The sequence below is a fragment of the Geodermatophilus sp. URMC 61 genome, assembly GCF_052931555.1.
This window is the reverse complement of the sequence record NZ_JBRFHZ010000002.1, coordinates 1054635-1071934: the sequence shown is the minus strand read 5'-3', so window position 1 is coordinate 1071934 and position 17300 is coordinate 1054635. Positions and strand designations below refer to the sequence as shown.

The window sequence follows — 17300 nt, the reverse complement described above, 5'->3', positions numbered from 1 at the left end:
CAGCACCACGCGCGGTGTGCCGTGTGGGCGGCGGGTGGGCTGGGGAGTATCGGAGGCGTGACGCGCACTCCCACCACCGACGAGTGGGGCATCGACGCCAGCTGGCTCGACGCCTCCGACGAGGAACACCAGGTCGCCGAGGCCACCATCGAGCGGCTGCGCGAGGTGATCGGCACCCCGCCGGCCGACCTCGAGGACCGCGCCCCCATCGTCGCCCGCCCCGGCGACGTCCTGGAGGTGGACGAGGCCGAGGTGACCCTCGAGGACGGCTCCACCCGGCACGTCGACGGCGAGCTGCCCGACGACTTCCCGCTCGGCTACCACTGGCTGCAGGCCCCGGGCGGGTCGCGCCGCCGGCTCGTCGTCTCCCCCGGCCGGTGCTGGCTGCCCGACGAGCGCGCCTGGGGCTGGGCGGTGCAGCTGTACGCCACCCGCAGCCGCGGCAGCTGGGGCATCGGCGACCTCGCCGACCTGCGCGCGGTCCGCGAGATGGCCGCGGACCAGGGCGCCGGGTTCGTCCTCATCAACCCCCTGCACGCCGTCGCCCCGACGCCGCAGCAGGAGGCCAGCCCCTACCTGCCGGCCACCCGGCGGTTCCGCAACCCGGTGTACCTGCGGGTCGAGGAGGTGCCCGGCGCGGGCGCCGTCGACCTCGGCAGCGAGGCCGGCCGCGGGCTGGCCGACGGCGAGCTCATCGACCGCGACGCGATCTGGGCGCGCAAGCGCGACGTGCTGCGCCGGGTCTTCGACGCCTCCGGCCGCGACGACCCCGCCTTCCCCGACTGGTGGTGGCACCAGGGCCAGAAGCTGCAGGACTGGGCGACCTGGTGCGCGCTGGCCGACGTCCACGGCCCGGACTGGCACACCTGGCCCGAGGAGCTGCGCGCCCCCCGCAGCGGCGCCGTCGGAGACTTCGTCGCCGAGCACGAACGCGACGTCGCCTTCCACGCCTGGCTGCAGTGGTGCCTGCACCTGCAGCTGGAGCGGGCGACCGAGGGCATGACCGTCATCCAGGACCTGCCGATCGGCGTCGCCGGCGGCGGCGCCGACGCCTGGACCTGGCAGGACGTGCTCGCCCAGGGCGCGACCGTCGGCGCCCCGCCGGACGCCTTCAACTCGCAGGGCCAGGACTGGGGCTCCCCGCCGCTGGTCCCGTGGCAGCTGCGCGCCGCGGACTACGAGCCGTTCATCGAGTCGATCCGCGCCACGATGGCCGGCGCCGGGGGCCTGCGCATCGACCACGTGATGGGCCTGTTCCGGCTGTGGTGGGTGCCCTCCGGTGAGAGCGCCGCGGACGGCGCCTACGTGCGCTACCCGGCCGAGGACCTGCTCGACATCGTCGCGCTGGAGAGCCACCGGGCACAGGCGGTCGTCGTCGGCGAGGACCTGGGCACCGTCGAGGAGGGCGTCCGCGAGGCGATGGCCGAGCACGGCATCCTCAGCTACCGGCTGCTGTGGTTCGAGGACGACGACCCCGCCGAGTGGCCCGGCGAGGCGATGGCCGCCATCACCACCCACGACCTGCCCACCGTGGCCGGGCTGTGGACCGGGGCGGACCTCGAGGAGCAGCGCGAGTACGGCACCGGGACCGACGACGAGCTCGAGCGGGGCCGGACGTCGCTGCTGGAGAAGCTGCCCGGCCTGCGGAAGAACGCCCGGCCCGAGACGGCGGTGAAGCGGGCGCACGAGCTGCTGGCCCGGGCGCCGTCGCTGCTGCTCTCGGCGACCCTCGACGACGCCGTCGGCGAGCGGCGCCGGCCGAACATGCCCGGCACCACCGACCGGCCCAACTGGTCGCTACCGCTGCCGGTGCTCGTGGAGGACCTCCCGGCGCACCCGCTGCTGCAGACGGTCGCGCAGACCCTCGCCGAGGGGATCAAGGGCTCCTGAGCCGCGGCCGGTGCGGACCCGGGGGGTCCGCACCGGCCGAACGACGTGGTGGACCGGCCCTCCCGCAGGAGAAGGACCCCGTGGGGGCAGGAGGGTCCTTCGTCAGGCGGCGGGCCCCTCCTGCTCCCGGGTGCCGCTGCCGCGCCCCTCCTGGAGGAGGTCCTCGCCGGGGCCGCCGACCAGCGTGTCGTCGCCGTTACCGCCGTCGAGGGCGTCGTCGCCCAGGCCGCCGAGCAGGACGTCGGCCCCGTTGTCCCCGGCGACCGTGTCCGTCCCGGCCCCGCCACAGAGGACGTCGTCGCCGTTGCCGCCGCGCAGCTCGTCGTCCCCGCCGAGGCCCATGACGACGTCCCGGCCGTTCGTGCCGTGCAGGACGTCGTCCCCCTCGGTGCCGGTGACGGTCGGCACCAGGCCCTGGCAGCGCTCGTCGAGGTCGATCCCGACGACCAGCGGGTCGTGGTCGCTGGATCGGTACGGGTCGGCGGCGTAGAGCGCCGGGTCGCCGTCGTACTGGTAGGCCGGGGACTCCACCGAGTTGACGTTCCAGTGCACGACGTCGGTGACCTTGGCGGTCAGGGCGGCGGTGGCCAGTGCGTGGTCCAGGGAGCCGGACAGCCCGTCGAAGACGTAGCTGTAGCGGCCGGGGTCGAACCGCTCGCCGAGGTCGGTCCAGCCGGCGGCACGCAGCTCCTCGACCGGGTCCTCCTGGCTGTAGGCGTTGAGGTCGCCCATCAGGACGACGTCCGGGTCGCCGGTGCGCTGCGCCAGCCCGGCGGCGAAGGCCGCGACCGACCGGGCCTGCCGGACGCGGTCGCCGTTCCACTGCCCCTGCCCGTCGCCGTCGTCGACGTTGTCGCCGGTGGCGTCGCCGGGGCTCTTGGACTTGAAGTGGTTGGCCACCACGGTGAAGGCGTCGCCGTCCGCGGCGAACGTCTGCGCCTGCGGCTCGCGGGCGTTGGCCCACACGCTCTCGTCGGCCAGGCCGACCGGGTCGCCGACCGGCTGCACGCGGTCGGTGCGGTAGACGATCCCGTTGCGGATGGCGTCGCGCGGGACCGCGTACAGCTCCTGCGGCAGCGGCACGTACGCCCACACCTCGGCACCCGCGGCCTCGTCGAGCCGCCGGACGAGGTCGGCCAGCGCGGTGTCGGCGTTCCCGGGGGTCAGCCCCGTGGTGTCGGTGTCCTCGATCTCCAGCAGCGTGACGACGTCGGCGCCCAGAGCCCGGATCGCCGGGACGATCTTGCCGGCCTGCTCCTCGAACTCCTCCTGGTTCTCGGCACCGCGCCCCGTGTCGCCGAAGGTGAGGAAGTAGTTGAGCACGTTGAACGTCGCCAGCCGGACGTCGCCGCCGACGGGCCCGGGCGCCTCGGTGCGGGTGTCGTCCGGCTCGAACACGCCGTCCGCCGTGCCGTCGGCCGGCTGCAACCGCCACTCGCCGAAGCCGTAGCCGAGGACCAGCGGCCCGGTGAGGTCCAGGACGTCGCCGACCCGCACCGGGCTGTCCGGGGAGAGGTACGGCCGGTCGGTGAGGGACCTCGAGTCGTCCCGGCCGTCGTCGAGCAGGACCTTACGGGCGGCGTTGCCGGCGACCACCGCGGCGGCCTCGGGGGTGCCCGGGCTGGCGACCTCGGTGGGCTGCACGAGCACGCCGCCCTCGGCGAGGGTCAGCTCGCCGTACCGGGTGAGCGCGAAGACCTCGCTGACGGTCAGCGCGTCGGCAGGCTGCACGAGCATGCCCTCGAGCCGCTCCCGGGCGGCGTCGTCGGCGGGCAGGTCGAGGGACGCCGGCGCCGGCTCGGGCAGCAGGTCGTCGGCGCAGACGGAGACCCCGGTGCTCGCGGTGACCTGCGTCTGGCCGGAGGACTCGCCGGGCACCCCGGTGACCGCGACCTCGTCGCCGAGCGCGACCGGGACGGTGCTGAGCACGAAGACGCCGTCGGACGTGGCCGGGTCGCCGTCCCCCGCGTCCTGCAGGTGGAAGCCCTCGAAGCCGTCGGGTCCCTGCAGGTCGCCCACGACCGTGCCGCGGAGGGTGACCGTCCGCCCGGCCAGGGTCGTCGCCGCGCCGCTGCCCTGGACCGCCCCGATCGGGTGCGTCACCGGGGCCGCGCAGACGTCGACCGGCTCGGGCGCGGGGTCCTCGCCGACGCCGTCGACCACTCCCCTCGTCGCCGCGGCGGGACCGGACCAGACCGGTGCGGCCTGGGTGCGCGACAGGGGCCGGCCCGCCGGGGTGCTCTCGGACCCGACGATCTCGCCCGAGCCGGTGCCGGCGTTGTCGTAGTGGACGTCGGAGACGTGCGGGGCGGGGGGCGCGGCGGTCGCCAGAGCCGGCAGGCCGGCGACCGCGAGTCCGACGGCGGTGACGCCGACGGCGGCACGGCCGGCGCCGCGGCCGGGACGGGTGGGTGGTTGCACGGGACGGACCTCCCGGTGGACGACGGTGACGACCGGACGATCCCCTGGTCACCGTCCGCCGCGACCCGGCGCTCGCGTCGAACAGGCGTTCGACCTCGTGCGACACTCTGCGCGTGGCTGGCGGTATGCACCCCGGGCGGTCCGGTCGCTCCCTCGGCGAGCGCGCGGTGCGTTCGGGCGTCGGCCCGCCCGAGCCCCAGACGCCTCCCCCGCCGTCGGCCGCCACGTCCCGGCACGACCGGGCGCGCGGCCGGCACTGCTGGGTGCACGACCCGCCCGGGGCCCCCGGTGTGTGGCCGGGACTGCTCGTGGAGTGGCGGCAGGACGAGGGCGGCTGGTCCGGCCGGGTCACCTACGCCGTGGCCGGGCCGCAGGGCACCGTGCTCGTCGAGGCGTGGGTCCCCGCCGGCCTGCTCGAGCAACGCTGATCACGGGTTACCACCGTCTCGTGGTGGCTATGGCCTCTCCCGACGCACCGTCCTCGACGAAGTGGAGAGACCCGTGAGCGAGCCCGACCGTCCCAACCTCGACGACGTCATGGAGACGACGGAGTCCGCCCCGCGCGACCGTCAGGAGCACGCCGGGGGCTACGCGCGGCCCAACGACGACGCGCTGCAGCACCGCACCGAGCAGGAGCGGCAGATGGTGGACGCCGACGACGCCGACCCCGCGGGCGCTGAGCAGCACTCCGCCACTGACTGACCTGTCGGCCTCCCGGCCGACACCGCGGCCAGGTGCCGTCCCCGACGGGCGCTGAGCCCTACCGCCGCACCACGCCGGGAGGGCTCCGCCCTCCGCGCCCCGGCACGACCCTCGCGGGCGACCCCGCCCCCGCGACCGCGGCCAGGTGCCGTCCCCTGTCCGAGGAGGTCCGGTTGACCCGCCTGGAACCGGGGGACGTCGCCTGCTGGGTGCTGAAGTCCACCCGCCCGCCGGAGCTGATCGAGCCCGGATGGCGGGTGGGCACGGCGCACGAGCTGACCCGCTGCGTCCGGCGCTCCTACCGGCTGGACCTCGTGCAGGCCGGCCAGCCGTGCCTGCTGTGGGTCAGCGGCCGGGCCGCCCCCGGCGTGCACGCGCTGGGCGAGACGACCGGCGGGGCCGAGGAGCGCGACGGCGGACCGGTCGTCCCCGTCCGGCTCACCCGGCTGCCCTCCCCCGTCGCCCGCGCCGACCTGCTGGCCGACCAGGCCGCCCGCGACGCCGAGGTCCTGCGCATGCCGGCCGGCAGCAACCCCTCCTGGCTGTCCGCGGAGCAGTACGACGCCGTCCTCGCCCACCTGCCCCCGAACCCGGACGCCGCGCTGGGACCATGGCCGGTGTGACTCCCACCCGGTACCGCTGGGGCGCGATCGCCTGGCTGCTGACCCTGCAGTTCTTCGTCGTCGAGACCGTCGTGCAGCTGCAGACCGGCGGCTCGTACAGCCGCGCCGACGACCTCATCAGCGACCTGGGCTCGACGGTCTCCGCGGCGCCGCTGCTGATGAACGCCTCGTTCGTCGTCCAGGGCGTGCTCATCGCCGCCGGCGCGGTCCTGCTGCGCCCGGCGCTGGCCGGCCTCGGCGGCCGGATGGTGCCGGCCTTCCTCACCGCGGCCGCCGTCGGGGTGGTCCTGGTCGGGCTCTTCCCGCTCGGCAGCCAGGAGGACCTGCACCAGGCCGGTGCCGGGCTGCACTTCGTCGGCGGCGGGCTCGGGCTGCTGGCACTGGCCTACGGCGCCCGGCCGCGCTCGGAGGTCCTGGGGACGGCGCTGGCACTGCTGGGCCTGCTGAGCACCGCGATGACGGTCTTCTTCGCCCTCGGCATCACCGAGCTCCTCGGCGAGGGCGGCACCGAGCGGGCCTCGGCCTACCCCATCCCGATCGGGCTCGCGCTGGCCGGCGCCGGGCTGTGGGCGCTCAGCCGGCGCCCGCAGGCCGACTCGCGCCCCTCCCGCCGCGAACTGCGCGCCCGGGAGCGGGCCGAGCGCGCCGAGCGGGCCCGTGAGCGCGACGCGGCCCTGGAGGTCGCCGTCACCCGCCCCGAGCCGGTCCGGACGCAGACCGACGCCGAGCCCGACGACGACTTCGACCCCGAGGACCCCTGGACCGCCTCCCGGCGCCGCGACTGAGGGCGGATCTCCCGCCCCGCCACACGGCCGCCTCCAGCGGCCCGCCGCGAGCGTGCGCGTGGTGGGAGGAGGGGCCCAGCCACCTGCAGGGGCCGCCCGTCACCTCGCCGGCTCGAACCGCAGCACCTCGCTGACCGGACGCCGTCCCGAGACGGGACCGCCGGCCGTCGACGGGTAACCCATCCGCAGCAGCATCTGCGGGTAGCCGACCAGCGAGAGCCGGCTGCGCATCCGGGTGCGGGTGGCCGGCCAGTCCGGCGCCTGGGTCAGCGGCGAGGTGGCCAGCCCCTCGACCGTCGCCGTGAGCAACAGCCGGCCCAGCGCCCGGCCGGCCAGCAGCCACGCCGTCCGGTCGTCGCCTTCGGTCCCCAGCAGGACGACGGTCGGCCGCTCGACCTCCGGCGGGGGTGCCGCCGGGTCACCGGCCGGGAGGAAGGTGCGGGGCGTACGGCTGCTGGCGACGAAGTCGCGGACCAGCCAGTTCGACGGCCGCGTCGCCGGGTCGTCCTCCGGGACGGCGCCGACCGGGATGCCGTCCACCGCAGCCGGGTCGGTGCGCAGCCACCGCTCCAGCTCGGCGAGGTACTCCGGGGAGCTGCGCTCCAGCTCCTCGGCGCGGGAGACGAGAAAGGCGGTCGCGACCTCCTCGTCGGAGCCGGTGACCGTCTTGACCCACACCCCGAGCGGCCCCGCGTCGGCCTCCACCCGCTCCAGCAGCCCCTCGGGGACGGCGCGCGGCAGGAACGGCGACCGCTCGGTGTGCCGCCGGCCGATCGCCTCGGCCAGCGCGGCGTCGGCGGACGTGACCTCGCGCGGCGCCCCGGCTCGCACGGTGGCCAGGTGGTCGGGGTCCTCCGACGCGGGCAGCAGTTCGATCTCGGCCTCGACACCGGCCGCGCGCAGCGCCACGGCGGCGAACTCGGCGGCCACCCCGCAGCTGATGACCTGCTGCCGGCCGGTCGGGTCGAGCACCGGCAGCGCGCGCTCGTGGTCTCGGTGCAGGTCGAGCCGGTCACCGGTGGCGGTGAACCGCCAGGGCTGGGTGTTGTGGATCGACGGTGCCCGGGTGGCAGCTGCCACCACCGCCGTCCACTGCTGCTCGTCCACGCGCGCTCCTCCCCACCCGGGACGACGGCGCCCAGGGACCTCGTGCCTAGCCCATGGGTGGCGCCAGGTCGATGGTCCCGGGACCTTCCCGGGGACGGCCCGCCCGGAGGACGATGCCCGCCATGAGCGCACCCGACACCGGTGTCCGGCGCCCGCGCGTCCTGGTCGGCTACGACGGCTCGCCCAGCGCGGTGAACGCGATCGAGGCGGCTGCGGCGCTGTTGCCCTCGGCCTCCGTCTCGATCCTGAACCTCTGGGAACCGCCGTTCACCTCCCCCGAGCTGCGGCACCGTGTCATGGAGCGCGCCGCCAACGCCGAGGCGCTGGGCCGGCTGCTGGAGACCGAGGGCAGGGCCGAGGCCGAACGGCTGGCCGGCAACGGCGTGAAGCTCGCGCGGGCCGCGGGCTGGGAGGCCGAGGCGCTGGTCAAGCGCACCTTCGGCGGTGACGGCTACCAGTTCGCCCGCACCGCCGAGGAGGTCGATGCCGACCTGATGGTCGTCGGCTCGCGCGGGATGAGCGGCATGCGCGCCTCGATGGGCAGCGTGTCGGAGCTGGTGGTGCACGTCAGCCCGGTGCCGGTGCTCGTCGTACCGCACCCGATGACCACCGTCGAGTGGGCGGCGGTGGAGTCCGGCCCGGTCGTCGTCGGCACCGACGGCTCCGAGCACGCCCAGCGGGCGCTCACCGCGGCCACCACGCTGTTCCCCCACCGGCAGCGGCTGATGGTCGCCGTCGAGGAGTCCCAGGGCTCCCCCGCCCCGTCGCCCGTCGAGGGCATCGAGCTGATCACCGTCCGCTGCTCCGGTCGGGCCGGCCGGCCGCGGGCCACCGCGGCGACCCTGGCCGACGAGGCCGCCCGCCGCCGCGCAGGGGTGGTCGTCGTGGGCAGCCGCGGCCGCGGGGGCGCCCGCGACACCCTGGTCGGCCACGTCACCCGCGCACTGCTGCACTACGCGCACCGGCCGGTGCTCGTCGTCCCCGCCCGCGCGGCCGGCTGACCCGCGTCCCTCCCCTGGACTGGGGGCGCGCACCCCCCACGCGGCGCCTGTCCGCAACCCCCGCTCTGCCACGGAGTCGGCGCATCCCCCCGTTGCCGGTCCGGGCGAGGGGGCTGCCGACGACAACGGGGGTCGACCCGGGCCGACGGCACGGGGCGGGAGCTCCTCGGCACGGCCCAGGTCGACGCCACAGGCGCCCGGGCCGTCCGGGTGGCGAACGGGGTGACCCCGCCGACCGGGTTCACCCGTCTGGCCGCGGAGTCCTCGCAGGGAGGGGTGTCGCCGCTGTTCACCTACACCACGCGGCGGTGACCGGGAGCAGCTGACGACCGGACACGACGAGGGCTCCACTGCTCCGGCAGTGGAGCCCTCGCCCGTCCGTGGTCCGGCTCAGGCGGCGCTGCCCGCCTCCTGGACGACCGCGACCGGCGGGCGGACGCGGCTGCGCCGGCGGGACAGTGCGACGCCGGCCAGGCACACCGCGCCGCCGACGACGGCGAGGGCCGGCGGGACCTCGTCGAGCAGCAGCCAGCCCATGAGCACGACCAGCGGCGGCACGAGGTAGGTGGTCACGCCCAGCCGCCCGGCGTCCGTGCGCGCCAGCGCGTAGGCCCACGTGCTGAAGGCCAGCGCGGTCGGCACCGCGCCCAGGTAGACGAGCCCGACCACCGACCCGGGCGAGGCCGCGCCCAGCTCCGCGACCAGCGACCCGGCCCAGGGCAGGCAGCACAGCGCCCCGACTGCGCACGCCGTGGCCGTGACCTGCAACGGCGGCAGCCGGCGCAGCAGCGGCTTCTGCGCGACGACCCCGGCGGCGTAGGTGATCGCGGCGACCAGGCACAGCACCACACCCAGGCCGTCGATCTCGGCGCCGCGGGTCGCCGTACCGATGAGCAGCACGCCGGCGAAGGCCACCGCCAGGCCGGCGACAAGCCACCGCGGGAAGCCCTCGCCCAACCACAGCCCGGCCAGGACGGCGATGAGGATCGGCCCGACGTTGACCAGCATCGCCGTCGTCCCGGCGTCCAGGTGCTGCTCGGCCGCGTTGAGCGCCAGGTTGTAGACGCCGAACCAGCCGACCCCGCAGACCGCGAGCAGTCCCCACTCCGGGCGGGTGGGTGCCACCCACGGCCGGCCGGCCCCGGCGAGCAGCAGGCCGAGCACCGCGGTACCGACCAGCAGCCGGCCCAGCGCCAGCGGCCCCGGGGAGAGCTCGGCCCCCACGGCGCGGATGCCGACGAACGCCGACGCCCAGGCCAGCACGGTGACGACGACGGCGGCGAGCACGGGGACGGCAGCGCGGCGGGGCACGCAACGACCCTAGGTCGGTGTCCGCGCCCGCCACCGGCGGTTTCCGGACGCCGTCCTCGGCCCCGTCCCGGGTCCCACCCTGAGCCTGCGAAGGGTGGGGAGGACGGGGTCCTTCGTCAGCCGCGCAGGTGCTCGGCGTAGGTGCGCCGCCCACGCGCGCCGCGGGTGGGCAGCGCACCCCCGTCGCGGACCGCCGCCGAGAGCCGGCCGGGCACCGGGGTGGCCACCACGTGGGCGTTCGGCTCCCGGGCCGCCGCCCACGCCCGCGCGACCTCCGCCGCGGTCAGCTCCTCGGGGCCGCCGTACTCGACGACGTCCCCGGCCGGCGCCCCGAGCGCCACCTCCGCGGCGTGCGCGGCGGCCTCCGCCACGTCCACCGGCTGCAGCCGCCAGCCCATCGGCACCGGCAGCACCGGCCCGCGCCGGGCCGTGGTCAGCAACTGGTCGACGAAGTCGTGGAACTGGGTGATCCGCAGCAGCGTCACCGGTAGCCCCGAGGCCAGCAGCACCTGCTCGGCGGCGTACTTGGCGTGGTAGTAGCCGTAGGGGATCCGGTCGACGCCGACGATGGAGACGAACACCAGGTGCCGCAGCCGATCCCGGTCCACCGCCTGCACCAGCCGCCGCGTGCCGGCGACGTCGGCCTCCCAGTAGTCCCCCCGCGCGTCACTCGCCGCGTGCACGACGACCTCCGCGCCGGCCAGCGCCGTCGACAGGTCGCGGCCGGTCGCCAGGTCGCCGCGCACTCCGCCCGGGCCGGTCCCCCGCCGCGACATCTGCCGCACGCGGTGCCCGCCGTCCTGCAGGCGCTCGACGACGAGCCGGCCCAGCCGCCCCGTCCCTCCCGTCACCAGAACGTCCATGCCCCGCAGTCTGGCCGGACCGCTCCACCGCGACGCGGCAGACCCGCCGCATCTCACATACGAGATATCGTGACCACTCGTGACGGCCACCCCACCGACCACCGACACCACCCCCACGCTGCAGGCCGACGCCGGCACCCCCGCGCACGAGGCCAGCGCCGGCACCCCCGCGCACGAGGCCAGCGCCGGCACCCCCGCGCACGAGGCCAGCGCGATGCACCGCATCGGCATGCTCGTCCGCGACGCCCGCCGGCACCGTGGGCTGACCCAGCAGCAGCTCGCCGAGCGCCTGGGCACCAGCCAGAGCGCCGTCGCCCGCATCGAGCAGGGCGGCCAGAACCTCACCCTCGAGCTGCTCGGCCGGCTGTCCGAGGCCCTGGAGCGCGAGCTGTTCAGCGTCGGCCCGTCCGGCCCCACCCACCTGCGGGTCGCCGGCGGCGTGCCGCTACGCGGCAGCGTCGTCGTCAAGTCCTCGAAGAACGCCGCCGTCGCGCTGCTGTGCGCGGCCCTGCTCAACCGCGGCCGGACGACGCTGCGCAACGTCGCCCGCATCGTCGAGGTGGACCGGATCCTCGACGTGCTGCGCTCGATCGGCGTCTCGGCGACCTGGGACGGGACCGGCCGCGACCTCACGCTCCTCGTCCCCGACGAGCTCGACCTGGCCGGCATCGACGCCGACGCCGCCCGCCGCACCCGCAGCATCATCATGTTCCTCGGCCCGCTGCTGCACCGGGCGCCGTCGTTCGACCTGCCCTACGCGGGCGGTTGCGACCTGGGCACCCGCACGGTCGAGCCGCACATGATCGCGCTGCGCCCCTTCGGGCTGGAGGTCGAGGCCCGCGGCGGCCGGTACCACGCCGCGGTCACTCCGCCTGACACGGCGGACCGCACCATCGTGCTGACCGAGCGGGGCGACACCGTCACCGAGAACGCGCTGCTGGCCGCGGCCCGCACCGACGGGACGACGACCATCCGCAACGCCAGCTCCAACTACATGGTCCAGGACCTCTGCCTGTACCTGCAGCTGCTCGGCGTCGGGATCCGGGGGCTGGGCACCACCACCCTCGTCGTCCGCGGGCGGCCGGTGCTCGAGGCCGACGTCGACTACACGATCAGCGAGGACCCGGTGGAGGCGATGAGCCTGCTGACCGCCGGCATCGTCACCGACTCCGAGCTGACCGTGCGCCGGGCGCCGATCGAGTTCCTCGAGGTGGAGCTGGCCACCCTCGCCGAGATGGGGCTGCGCTACCGCCTCTCCCCGGAGTACCTGGCCGACAACGGGCACACACGGCTGGTCGACGTCACCATCTCGCCGTCGCAGCTCAAGGCGCCGATCGACAAGATCCACCCGATGCCGTTCCCCGGCCTCAACATCGACAACCTGCCGTTCTTCGCCGTCATCGCGGCCGCGGCCACCGGCTCGACGCTGATCCACGACTGGGTCTACGACAACCGGGCGATCCACCTCTCCGACCTGACCCGGCTCGGCGCCGACGTCCGGCTGCTCGACCCGCACCGCGTGCTCGTGACCGGCCCGACGCGCTGGTCGAGCGCGGAGGTGGTCTGCCCGCCGGCGCTGCGCCCGGCGGTGTGCATCCTGCTGGCCATGCTCGCGGCCAAGGGCACGTCGGTGCTGCGCAACGTCGACATCATCGCCCGCGGCTACGAGCAGCTCTACGAGCGGCTGGTCGAGATGGGGGCCCGCATCGAGGTCTTCCACGACTAGGCCGCCGACGTGCTCGAGGTCCCCGCAGCCGACGTGGCGGACTTCTTCGCGCCCGAGCGGCCCGGCCCGCTGGTCCAGCAGCACATCGCGCTCACCGGCGTGGGGGTCTGCCGGGTCGACCGGTGGCCCGCACCGCGGACCGTGATGGCCGCGTCCGGCGGCAACGTCGCGCTGCGCGGGGTCCCGCGCCACGTCGACGGCCTGGCCGGGTTCGTCGAGGCGCCACCCGAGTGGCTGCCGACGCTGCGCGCCATCGACCCGGGCACCGCGATCTGGCCGCGCGTGATCGCCCTCCTGCCACCCACGACGCAGACGCCGGCACCGGTCGCCGCGGTCCGGCGGTTGGAGGGAAGCGACGCGCCCGCCCTGGCCGCGCTCTCCCCCTCGATCGCCTGGATCGGCGCGACCTGGGGCGGCGCCGCCGGACTCGCGGCGTCCGGATGGGCCTGGGCCGCGTTCGACGGCGACCGTCCGGTCTCCGTCGCGTGCCCGTTCCTGGTCGGCCGGCGGTTCGAGGACCTCGGCGTCGTCACCGAGCCAGGGGCCCGGGGCCACGGCCTGTCGACCGCGTGCGCCGCCGCGGTGATGGCCGACGTCCGTTCCCGGGGCCGCACGCCGACCTGGACCACGAGCCCCGACAACCGGGCCAGCCTGGCGGTCGCGGCCCGCCTCGGCTTCGTGCACGAGCGCGACGACGTCCTCTACGCCGTCCGCACGCCCATCCCGCCGGTCGACTGAAGGAGGACCCTCCTCCCCGGCGCCTCGCAGGCTCGGCCCAGGACCCGGGGCGGAGCCGCCGTGCCACTCCCGCGCTGTTCCAGCCGCCGCTGCGCCGGTGCACCAGCGCGCACACGCGAGGAACGGCGCGAGAGTGCCGACCGGCCGGTCGGGCCGCTCAGCGCTCCTGGTCGGTGGGGCGCACCAGCACCTCGTTGACCGCCACGTGGGGCGGCTGGGTCACCACGTAGACGATCGCGCGGGCGACGTCCTCGGCGTGCAGGGCGCGCATGCTGGTGTACATCTGCACCGACGCCACCTTGACCTCGGGCTGGGTGATGTGGTCGGTCAGCTCGGTGCTGACGGCGCCGGGCTCGACCAGCGAGACCCGCACACCCTTCGTCGTCACCTCCTGGCGCAGCGACTCGCTGAAGGCGTTCACCGCCCACTTCGAGGCGTTGTAGACCCCGGCGCCCTTGCGGGCCTGGCGGCCGGCGACGCTGGAGATGTTGACGACGTCCCCCGAGCCCTGCTCGACCATGCCCTCGATCGCCGCGTGGGTCATGTACATCAGCCCGAGCACGTTGGTGCCGAGCATGCGCCGCCAGTCCTCGGGATCGGCGCCGACGATCGTGCCGAGCAGCATCACCCCGGCGTTGTTGACCAGGACGTCGAGCCCGCCGAGGTCGCTGCGGGTGCGGGCGACGGCGTCGCGGCAGGACGCCTCGTCGGTGACGTCGAGGTCGAGGGTGGCCACCTTCGCGCCGGCCTCGCCGAGCCGCGCGGCCAGGTCGTCGAGCCGGTCGCGGCGGCGAGCGCCGATCGCCACGGAGGCGCCCGCCTCGGCCAGGGCGACGGCCGTCGCTGCACCGATCCCCGACGACGCGCCGGTGACCAGCGCGACCCTGCCGGACAGGGGACGGGCGACCTCGCTCACTGCTCGACTCCGGGCTCGTTCCGCTCCTCGCTCGCTGGCGCTCGCTGCGATGCTCGCTCGCCCGTCGTCCTCGCGGCGCTCACTGCAGACACCTCCTGGTCGGGCCACCGGGTGCGGCCGTCGTCCCAGCCTCGCCGACGCTCCCCGTCCCGGCAGCGCGGAGCGGGAGCGGATCAGCCCAGCGTGACGCCGAAGCCGCGGACGGCCAGTCGCACCAGCACCGGGCCCGGGCGCAGCAGGTCGTCGACCCGTGCGGCGGCCGCGGCCTCGAGCTCGGCCAGCCGGGCCGCGGCGACCTCCGGTCCGCGGCGGCGGGCGCGGTCGAGTGCGGCCGCATTGGCCCACACCTTGCGCCGGGACTCGCGCAGGAACACCTGGCTGGCCGTGCGGTTGACCGGGGCCAGCAGCCGGTCCAGCCGCGTCCGCCGTCCCCCGGCGCGGTGCAGCTCGCCGTCCTCGGCGGCGACCCGGGAGGCGAGCACCCGGTCGATCCGCTCGTGGTCGCGCCCGCGCATCACCAGCGTCGCGGGCGTGTCGAACTCCAGCGGCGGCACGACCCGCACCAGCGACTGCGGCAGGTCGTAGTTGATGTGCGCGTTCATGCCGAGCAGCACGTGCGCCTCCGGCGGCAGGTCCGGCCGCGCGCCGAAGGCCAGCCGCCACGGCCAGGGGGCCGACGCCGGGTCGCGGCGGTGAGCGGTCAGCGCGTCGAGGTAGAGGCCGGCGAAGTCGACGTCCCACTCCTCGACCCAGGCCGGGTCCTCGAAGGCGCCCGCGTCGATCGCCGCACCGACGGCGACCGTCGTCCGCAGGTACACGCCCAGGAAGAAGCGGGCCGGGTCGCGGTCGGCCTCCAGCGGCGCCAGCAGCTCCCCCATGCGGTCGACCAGCGCCGCGACGGCCTCTGTCACGCTGCGGCCCCGTTGCTGGGGACCGCCGCGAGCGTGCGAGCGGTCGGACGGCCCTGGTGCAGGGTCCCACCGCGAGCGTGCGAGCGGTGGGGGGCAGCGGGGTCCTTCACGGGGTCCTTCGTCAGATCAGCGCGTCGAGGCCGTCGTCCGGGGGCTGCGTCATCGCGGCGTCCACCGGTGGGCGGTGCGGCTGGTCCAGGCCCCGCATGCGGGCCGCGTGCAGCGCGAGCAGCAGGTTCAGCCGCAGCGTCGGGTCGGTGGTGAAGGGTCCGAGCAGCCGCTCGAGCTTGCCGATCCGGTACCGCATCGTGTTGTAGTGGAAGTGCAGCCGGCGCGCGGACTCCGCGACGTTCAGGTTCGTCTCCAGCAGCACCCGCAGGGTCTCCCGCAGGTCGGCGGAGTCCGGGTCGGCGGCGTCGGCCAGCGTCCCCAGCACCTCGTCGACGTAGTTGCGCAGCTCGGTGCTGTCCGGGATCAGCGACAGCAGCCGGAAGACGCCCAGCTGGTCGAAGTGGGTGACCGCCTGGGGCCCGTGGATCTCCTGGCCCACGCCGAGCGCCCGGGACGCCTGCTGGTGGGCCTCGCCCAGCGCCGACAGCGAGCCCGCCGGGCGGCCGATGCCGGTACCGAGCACCCGCCCGACCCGGCGCACCCGCGCGTTGACCCGGCCGGTCACCGCGGCCACCAGGGAGGTGATCTCCTCCGGCGTCCGCCCGTCGAGCGGCAGCACCGTGACGATCTCCGTCGAGAGCCCGGCCACCGCCGCGCCGGAGACCTCGGTCTCCAGCGCGGCGCGCCAGCCGTCGGCCAGCCGGTCGAGGACGTCGAGGGCGCGGGTGGGGTCGGCCTGCGGGTCGGCGGCGGTCTCGGTCGCGGTCACCAGGACGACGACCGGGCCGTCGAGCCGCCAGCCGAAGGACCGGGTCTGGGCCAGTGCGCGCTCGGTGTGCCGCAGCGACCCGGCGACCAGCCGGCGCACCAGGTCGCCCTGGAAGCGCAGCTCCACCGAGTGCACGGCCTGCTGGCGGATCACCGAGAGCGCGGCGACCACCGCGGCCCGCTCGAGCAGCGCGCCGGCGCCGACGAGCAGCGGCCCGGTCCGGTGGACGGCGACCAGCCAGCCGTGCCGCTGGTCGCCGGCCATGATCGGAGCGACCGCGTACTCGCCCACCCCGCCGGGCAGCTCGTGGTGCCCGGGGACGAGCAGGATGCCGTCGGCCGGGGAGAGGTCGGCGTCGGCGAGCACGTCGGCCGGGGTCACGACGGTCTGGTCGGCGCGCAGCCCCGAGAGCCGGCGGGACGGCGCCATCATCGCCATCTCGTCCTCGGCCTCGGCGTCCAGGAGCCACAGCCAGTCGCTGATCTCGGCGACGTCCTCGACCGGGCCGGCGCTGGTGACGATCTCGCGGTCCGGTCCCAGCCCCAGGACGGCGGCGCCCTCGAGGGAGGCCGCGAGCTGCTCGGTCACCTCGGCCAGCCCACCGCCGCTGAGCGCGACGTCGATGAACTGGTCGTGCATGCGGTTGGAGAGCGCCAGCGCCTCGCTCTGCTTGCCGACGACGGCGCCGAGCACCTCGGAGACGACCTCGCCCGTGCGCACCGTCGCGGGCAGGGCGAGCACGGGCAGCGCCCGGCGGTCGGCCTCGCTCAGCACGTCGGCCGGCACCGGCGGCGGCCCCTCGGTCCGGCGGTACGCCAGCGCCGCGGTGCCCATGGACTCCAGCCGCTCCACCAGGGCGCGGCAGTTGGCGGCGTCGGCCGGCGGCAGGCGCGCCCCGAGGACGACGAGGACGTCGGGACCGGCCACGGCCAATGGGTCGGCGGGGTCGTCGACCACCATGTACCGGACGACGCGGTCGAGGCCGCCGCGCCCCGCGACGACCTCCGTCCCCGCGAGGCCGGGCAGCTGCAGCGCCTCGGCCAGGCTCAGGCCCATGCGCTCCTGCCAGCTGGGCCGCTCGCCGCGGCTCTCGGTCACCGGCGCCTCCGCTGCCGACAGGTGACGCCGGGACGACACCATGCCCTCACCCAGCGTGGGGACGATGAGGGAGGCTTCACCCTGGGTCACGACTCCAACTTTCTCAGTTGCCGATGCACACAGCGGCACCGGAGCACCCTGTCAGGAGTGCTCGGACCTGATCATCCATTCTTGGCGACATCCGCCATACTTTGGCGTGCGACGCGCCGCATAGGTTCGAGACCCGGTTCCACTCCGCCCGGTGGATGGTAGGCCGGTTCCCGCCCCAGGGTGCCGCCAGCCCCTCCAGCGGGGCGACGGGCCCGGGCGGGGGGTCCCGAGCCGACGG

Annotated in this window: 15 protein-coding genes; 8 read left to right on the top strand and 7 right to left on the bottom strand. The window is 75.9% G+C overall.

Translation table 11 applies throughout. The annotated features are described in order from the left end of the window. Positions 1-57: 57 nt before the first annotated feature. Positions 58-1890 carry a 4-alpha-glucanotransferase gene (malQ, locus tag ACU610_RS05040; protein ID WP_446766622.1) on the top strand — a complete coding sequence of 611 codons (1833 nt, stop codon included), beginning with the start codon at positions 58-60 and terminating at the stop codon, positions 1888-1890. Between the two features lie 102 nt (positions 1891-1992). Here malQ and ACU610_RS05035 read toward each other — a convergent pair whose 3' ends face one another. After that, on the bottom strand, positions 1993-4311 hold the full coding sequence (locus ACU610_RS05035; RefSeq protein WP_446766621.1) for an ExeM/NucH family extracellular endonuclease: 2319 nt from the start codon (positions 4309-4311) through the stop codon (positions 1993-1995). A 113-nt stretch (positions 4312-4424) separates the two neighbouring features. Here ACU610_RS05035 and ACU610_RS05030 point away from each other — a divergent pair, with 113 nt between their 5' ends. The 4 genes from ACU610_RS05030 (at position 4425) to ACU610_RS05015 (ending at position 6421) form a co-directional block, all read left to right on the top strand. Further along, on the top strand, positions 4425-4739 hold the full coding sequence (locus tag ACU610_RS05030) for a hypothetical protein (protein WP_446766620.1): 315 nt from the start codon (positions 4425-4427) through the stop codon (positions 4737-4739). A gap of 73 nt (positions 4740-4812) precedes the next feature. Beyond that, positions 4813-5013 (top strand): hypothetical protein, encoded by a 201-nt coding sequence (locus tag ACU610_RS05025; protein WP_446766619.1) that lies wholly within the window; start codon positions 4813-4815, stop codon positions 5011-5013. 173 nt (positions 5014-5186) lie between these two features. Next, on the top strand, positions 5187-5636 hold the full coding sequence (locus ACU610_RS05020; protein ID WP_446766618.1) for a hypothetical protein: 450 nt from the start codon (positions 5187-5189) through the stop codon (positions 5634-5636). Next, positions 5624-6421 carry a DUF998 domain-containing protein gene (locus ACU610_RS05015; protein WP_446766617.1) on the top strand — a complete coding sequence of 266 codons (798 nt, stop codon included), beginning with the start codon at positions 5624-5626 and terminating at the stop codon, positions 6419-6421. Before ACU610_RS05020 ends, ACU610_RS05015 begins: the two co-directional genes overlap by 13 nt. Positions 6422-6520: 99 nt before the next feature. On the opposite strand, the gene ACU610_RS05010 is transcribed toward ACU610_RS05015, so the two are convergent. Beyond that, the gene (locus ACU610_RS05010; RefSeq protein ID WP_446766616.1) at positions 6521-7528 is read right to left on the bottom strand and encodes an Acg family FMN-binding oxidoreductase; all 1008 of its coding nucleotides are present in this window, start codon (positions 7526-7528) and stop codon (positions 6521-6523) included. A 122-nt stretch (positions 7529-7650) separates the two neighbouring features. Between ACU610_RS05010 and ACU610_RS05005 the strand changes: the two genes are divergently transcribed. Then, complete coding sequence (locus ACU610_RS05005; RefSeq protein ID WP_446766615.1) at positions 7651-8529, top strand: universal stress protein; 879 nt, start codon at positions 7651-7653, stop codon at positions 8527-8529. A gap of 390 nt (positions 8530-8919) precedes the next feature. On the opposite strand, the gene ACU610_RS05000 is transcribed toward ACU610_RS05005, so the two are convergent. Further along, a complete protein-coding gene (locus tag ACU610_RS05000) occupies positions 8920-9840 on the bottom strand; it encodes a DMT family transporter (protein WP_446766614.1) in 921 nt (306 codons plus the stop codon). A gap of 116 nt (positions 9841-9956) precedes the next feature. Beyond that, complete coding sequence (locus tag ACU610_RS04995) at positions 9957-10703, bottom strand: SDR family oxidoreductase (protein WP_446766613.1); 747 nt, start codon at positions 10701-10703, stop codon at positions 9957-9959. Between the two features lie 79 nt (positions 10704-10782). Between ACU610_RS04995 and ACU610_RS04990 the strand changes: the two genes are divergently transcribed. Continuing rightward, the gene (locus tag ACU610_RS04990) at positions 10783-12429 is read left to right on the top strand and encodes a helix-turn-helix domain-containing protein (RefSeq protein WP_446766612.1); all 1647 of its coding nucleotides are present in this window, start codon (positions 10783-10785) and stop codon (positions 12427-12429) included. A gap of 9 nt (positions 12430-12438) precedes the next feature. Next, the gene (locus ACU610_RS04985; RefSeq protein ID WP_446766611.1) at positions 12439-13167 is read left to right on the top strand and encodes a GNAT family N-acetyltransferase; all 729 of its coding nucleotides are present in this window, start codon (positions 12439-12441) and stop codon (positions 13165-13167) included. A 157-nt stretch (positions 13168-13324) separates the two neighbouring features. Here the strand turns inward: ACU610_RS04985 and ACU610_RS04980 are convergent, their stop codons facing one another. From ACU610_RS04980 to ACU610_RS04970, 3 genes are all read right to left on the bottom strand, one after another. Beyond that, positions 13325-14083, bottom strand: a complete 759-nt coding sequence (locus ACU610_RS04980) for an SDR family NAD(P)-dependent oxidoreductase (RefSeq protein WP_446766610.1) — start codon at positions 14081-14083, stop codon at positions 13325-13327. A gap of 173 nt (positions 14084-14256) precedes the next feature. Continuing rightward, positions 14257-14994, bottom strand: a complete 738-nt coding sequence (locus ACU610_RS04975; protein ID WP_446766609.1) for a DUF5995 family protein — start codon at positions 14992-14994, stop codon at positions 14257-14259. A 121-nt stretch (positions 14995-15115) separates the two neighbouring features. Beyond that, on the bottom strand, positions 15116-17062 hold the full coding sequence (locus tag ACU610_RS04970; RefSeq protein ID WP_446766608.1) for a PucR family transcriptional regulator: 1947 nt from the start codon (positions 17060-17062) through the stop codon (positions 15116-15118). Positions 17063-17300 lie beyond the last annotated feature (238 nt).

Coding starts and splice junctions, on each gene's coding strand:
- ACU610_RS05015 (WP_446766617.1), top strand. CDS start 5,624: ATGGCCGGTGTGACTCCCACCCGGTACCGCTGGGGCGCGATCGCCTGG.
- ACU610_RS05005 (WP_446766615.1), top strand. CDS start 7,651: ATGAGCGCACCCGACACCGGTGTCCGGCGCCCGCGCGTCCTGGTCGGC.
- ACU610_RS04995 (WP_446766613.1), bottom strand. CDS start 10,703: ATGGACGTTCTGGTGACGGGAGGGACGGGGCGGCTGGGCCGGCTCGTC.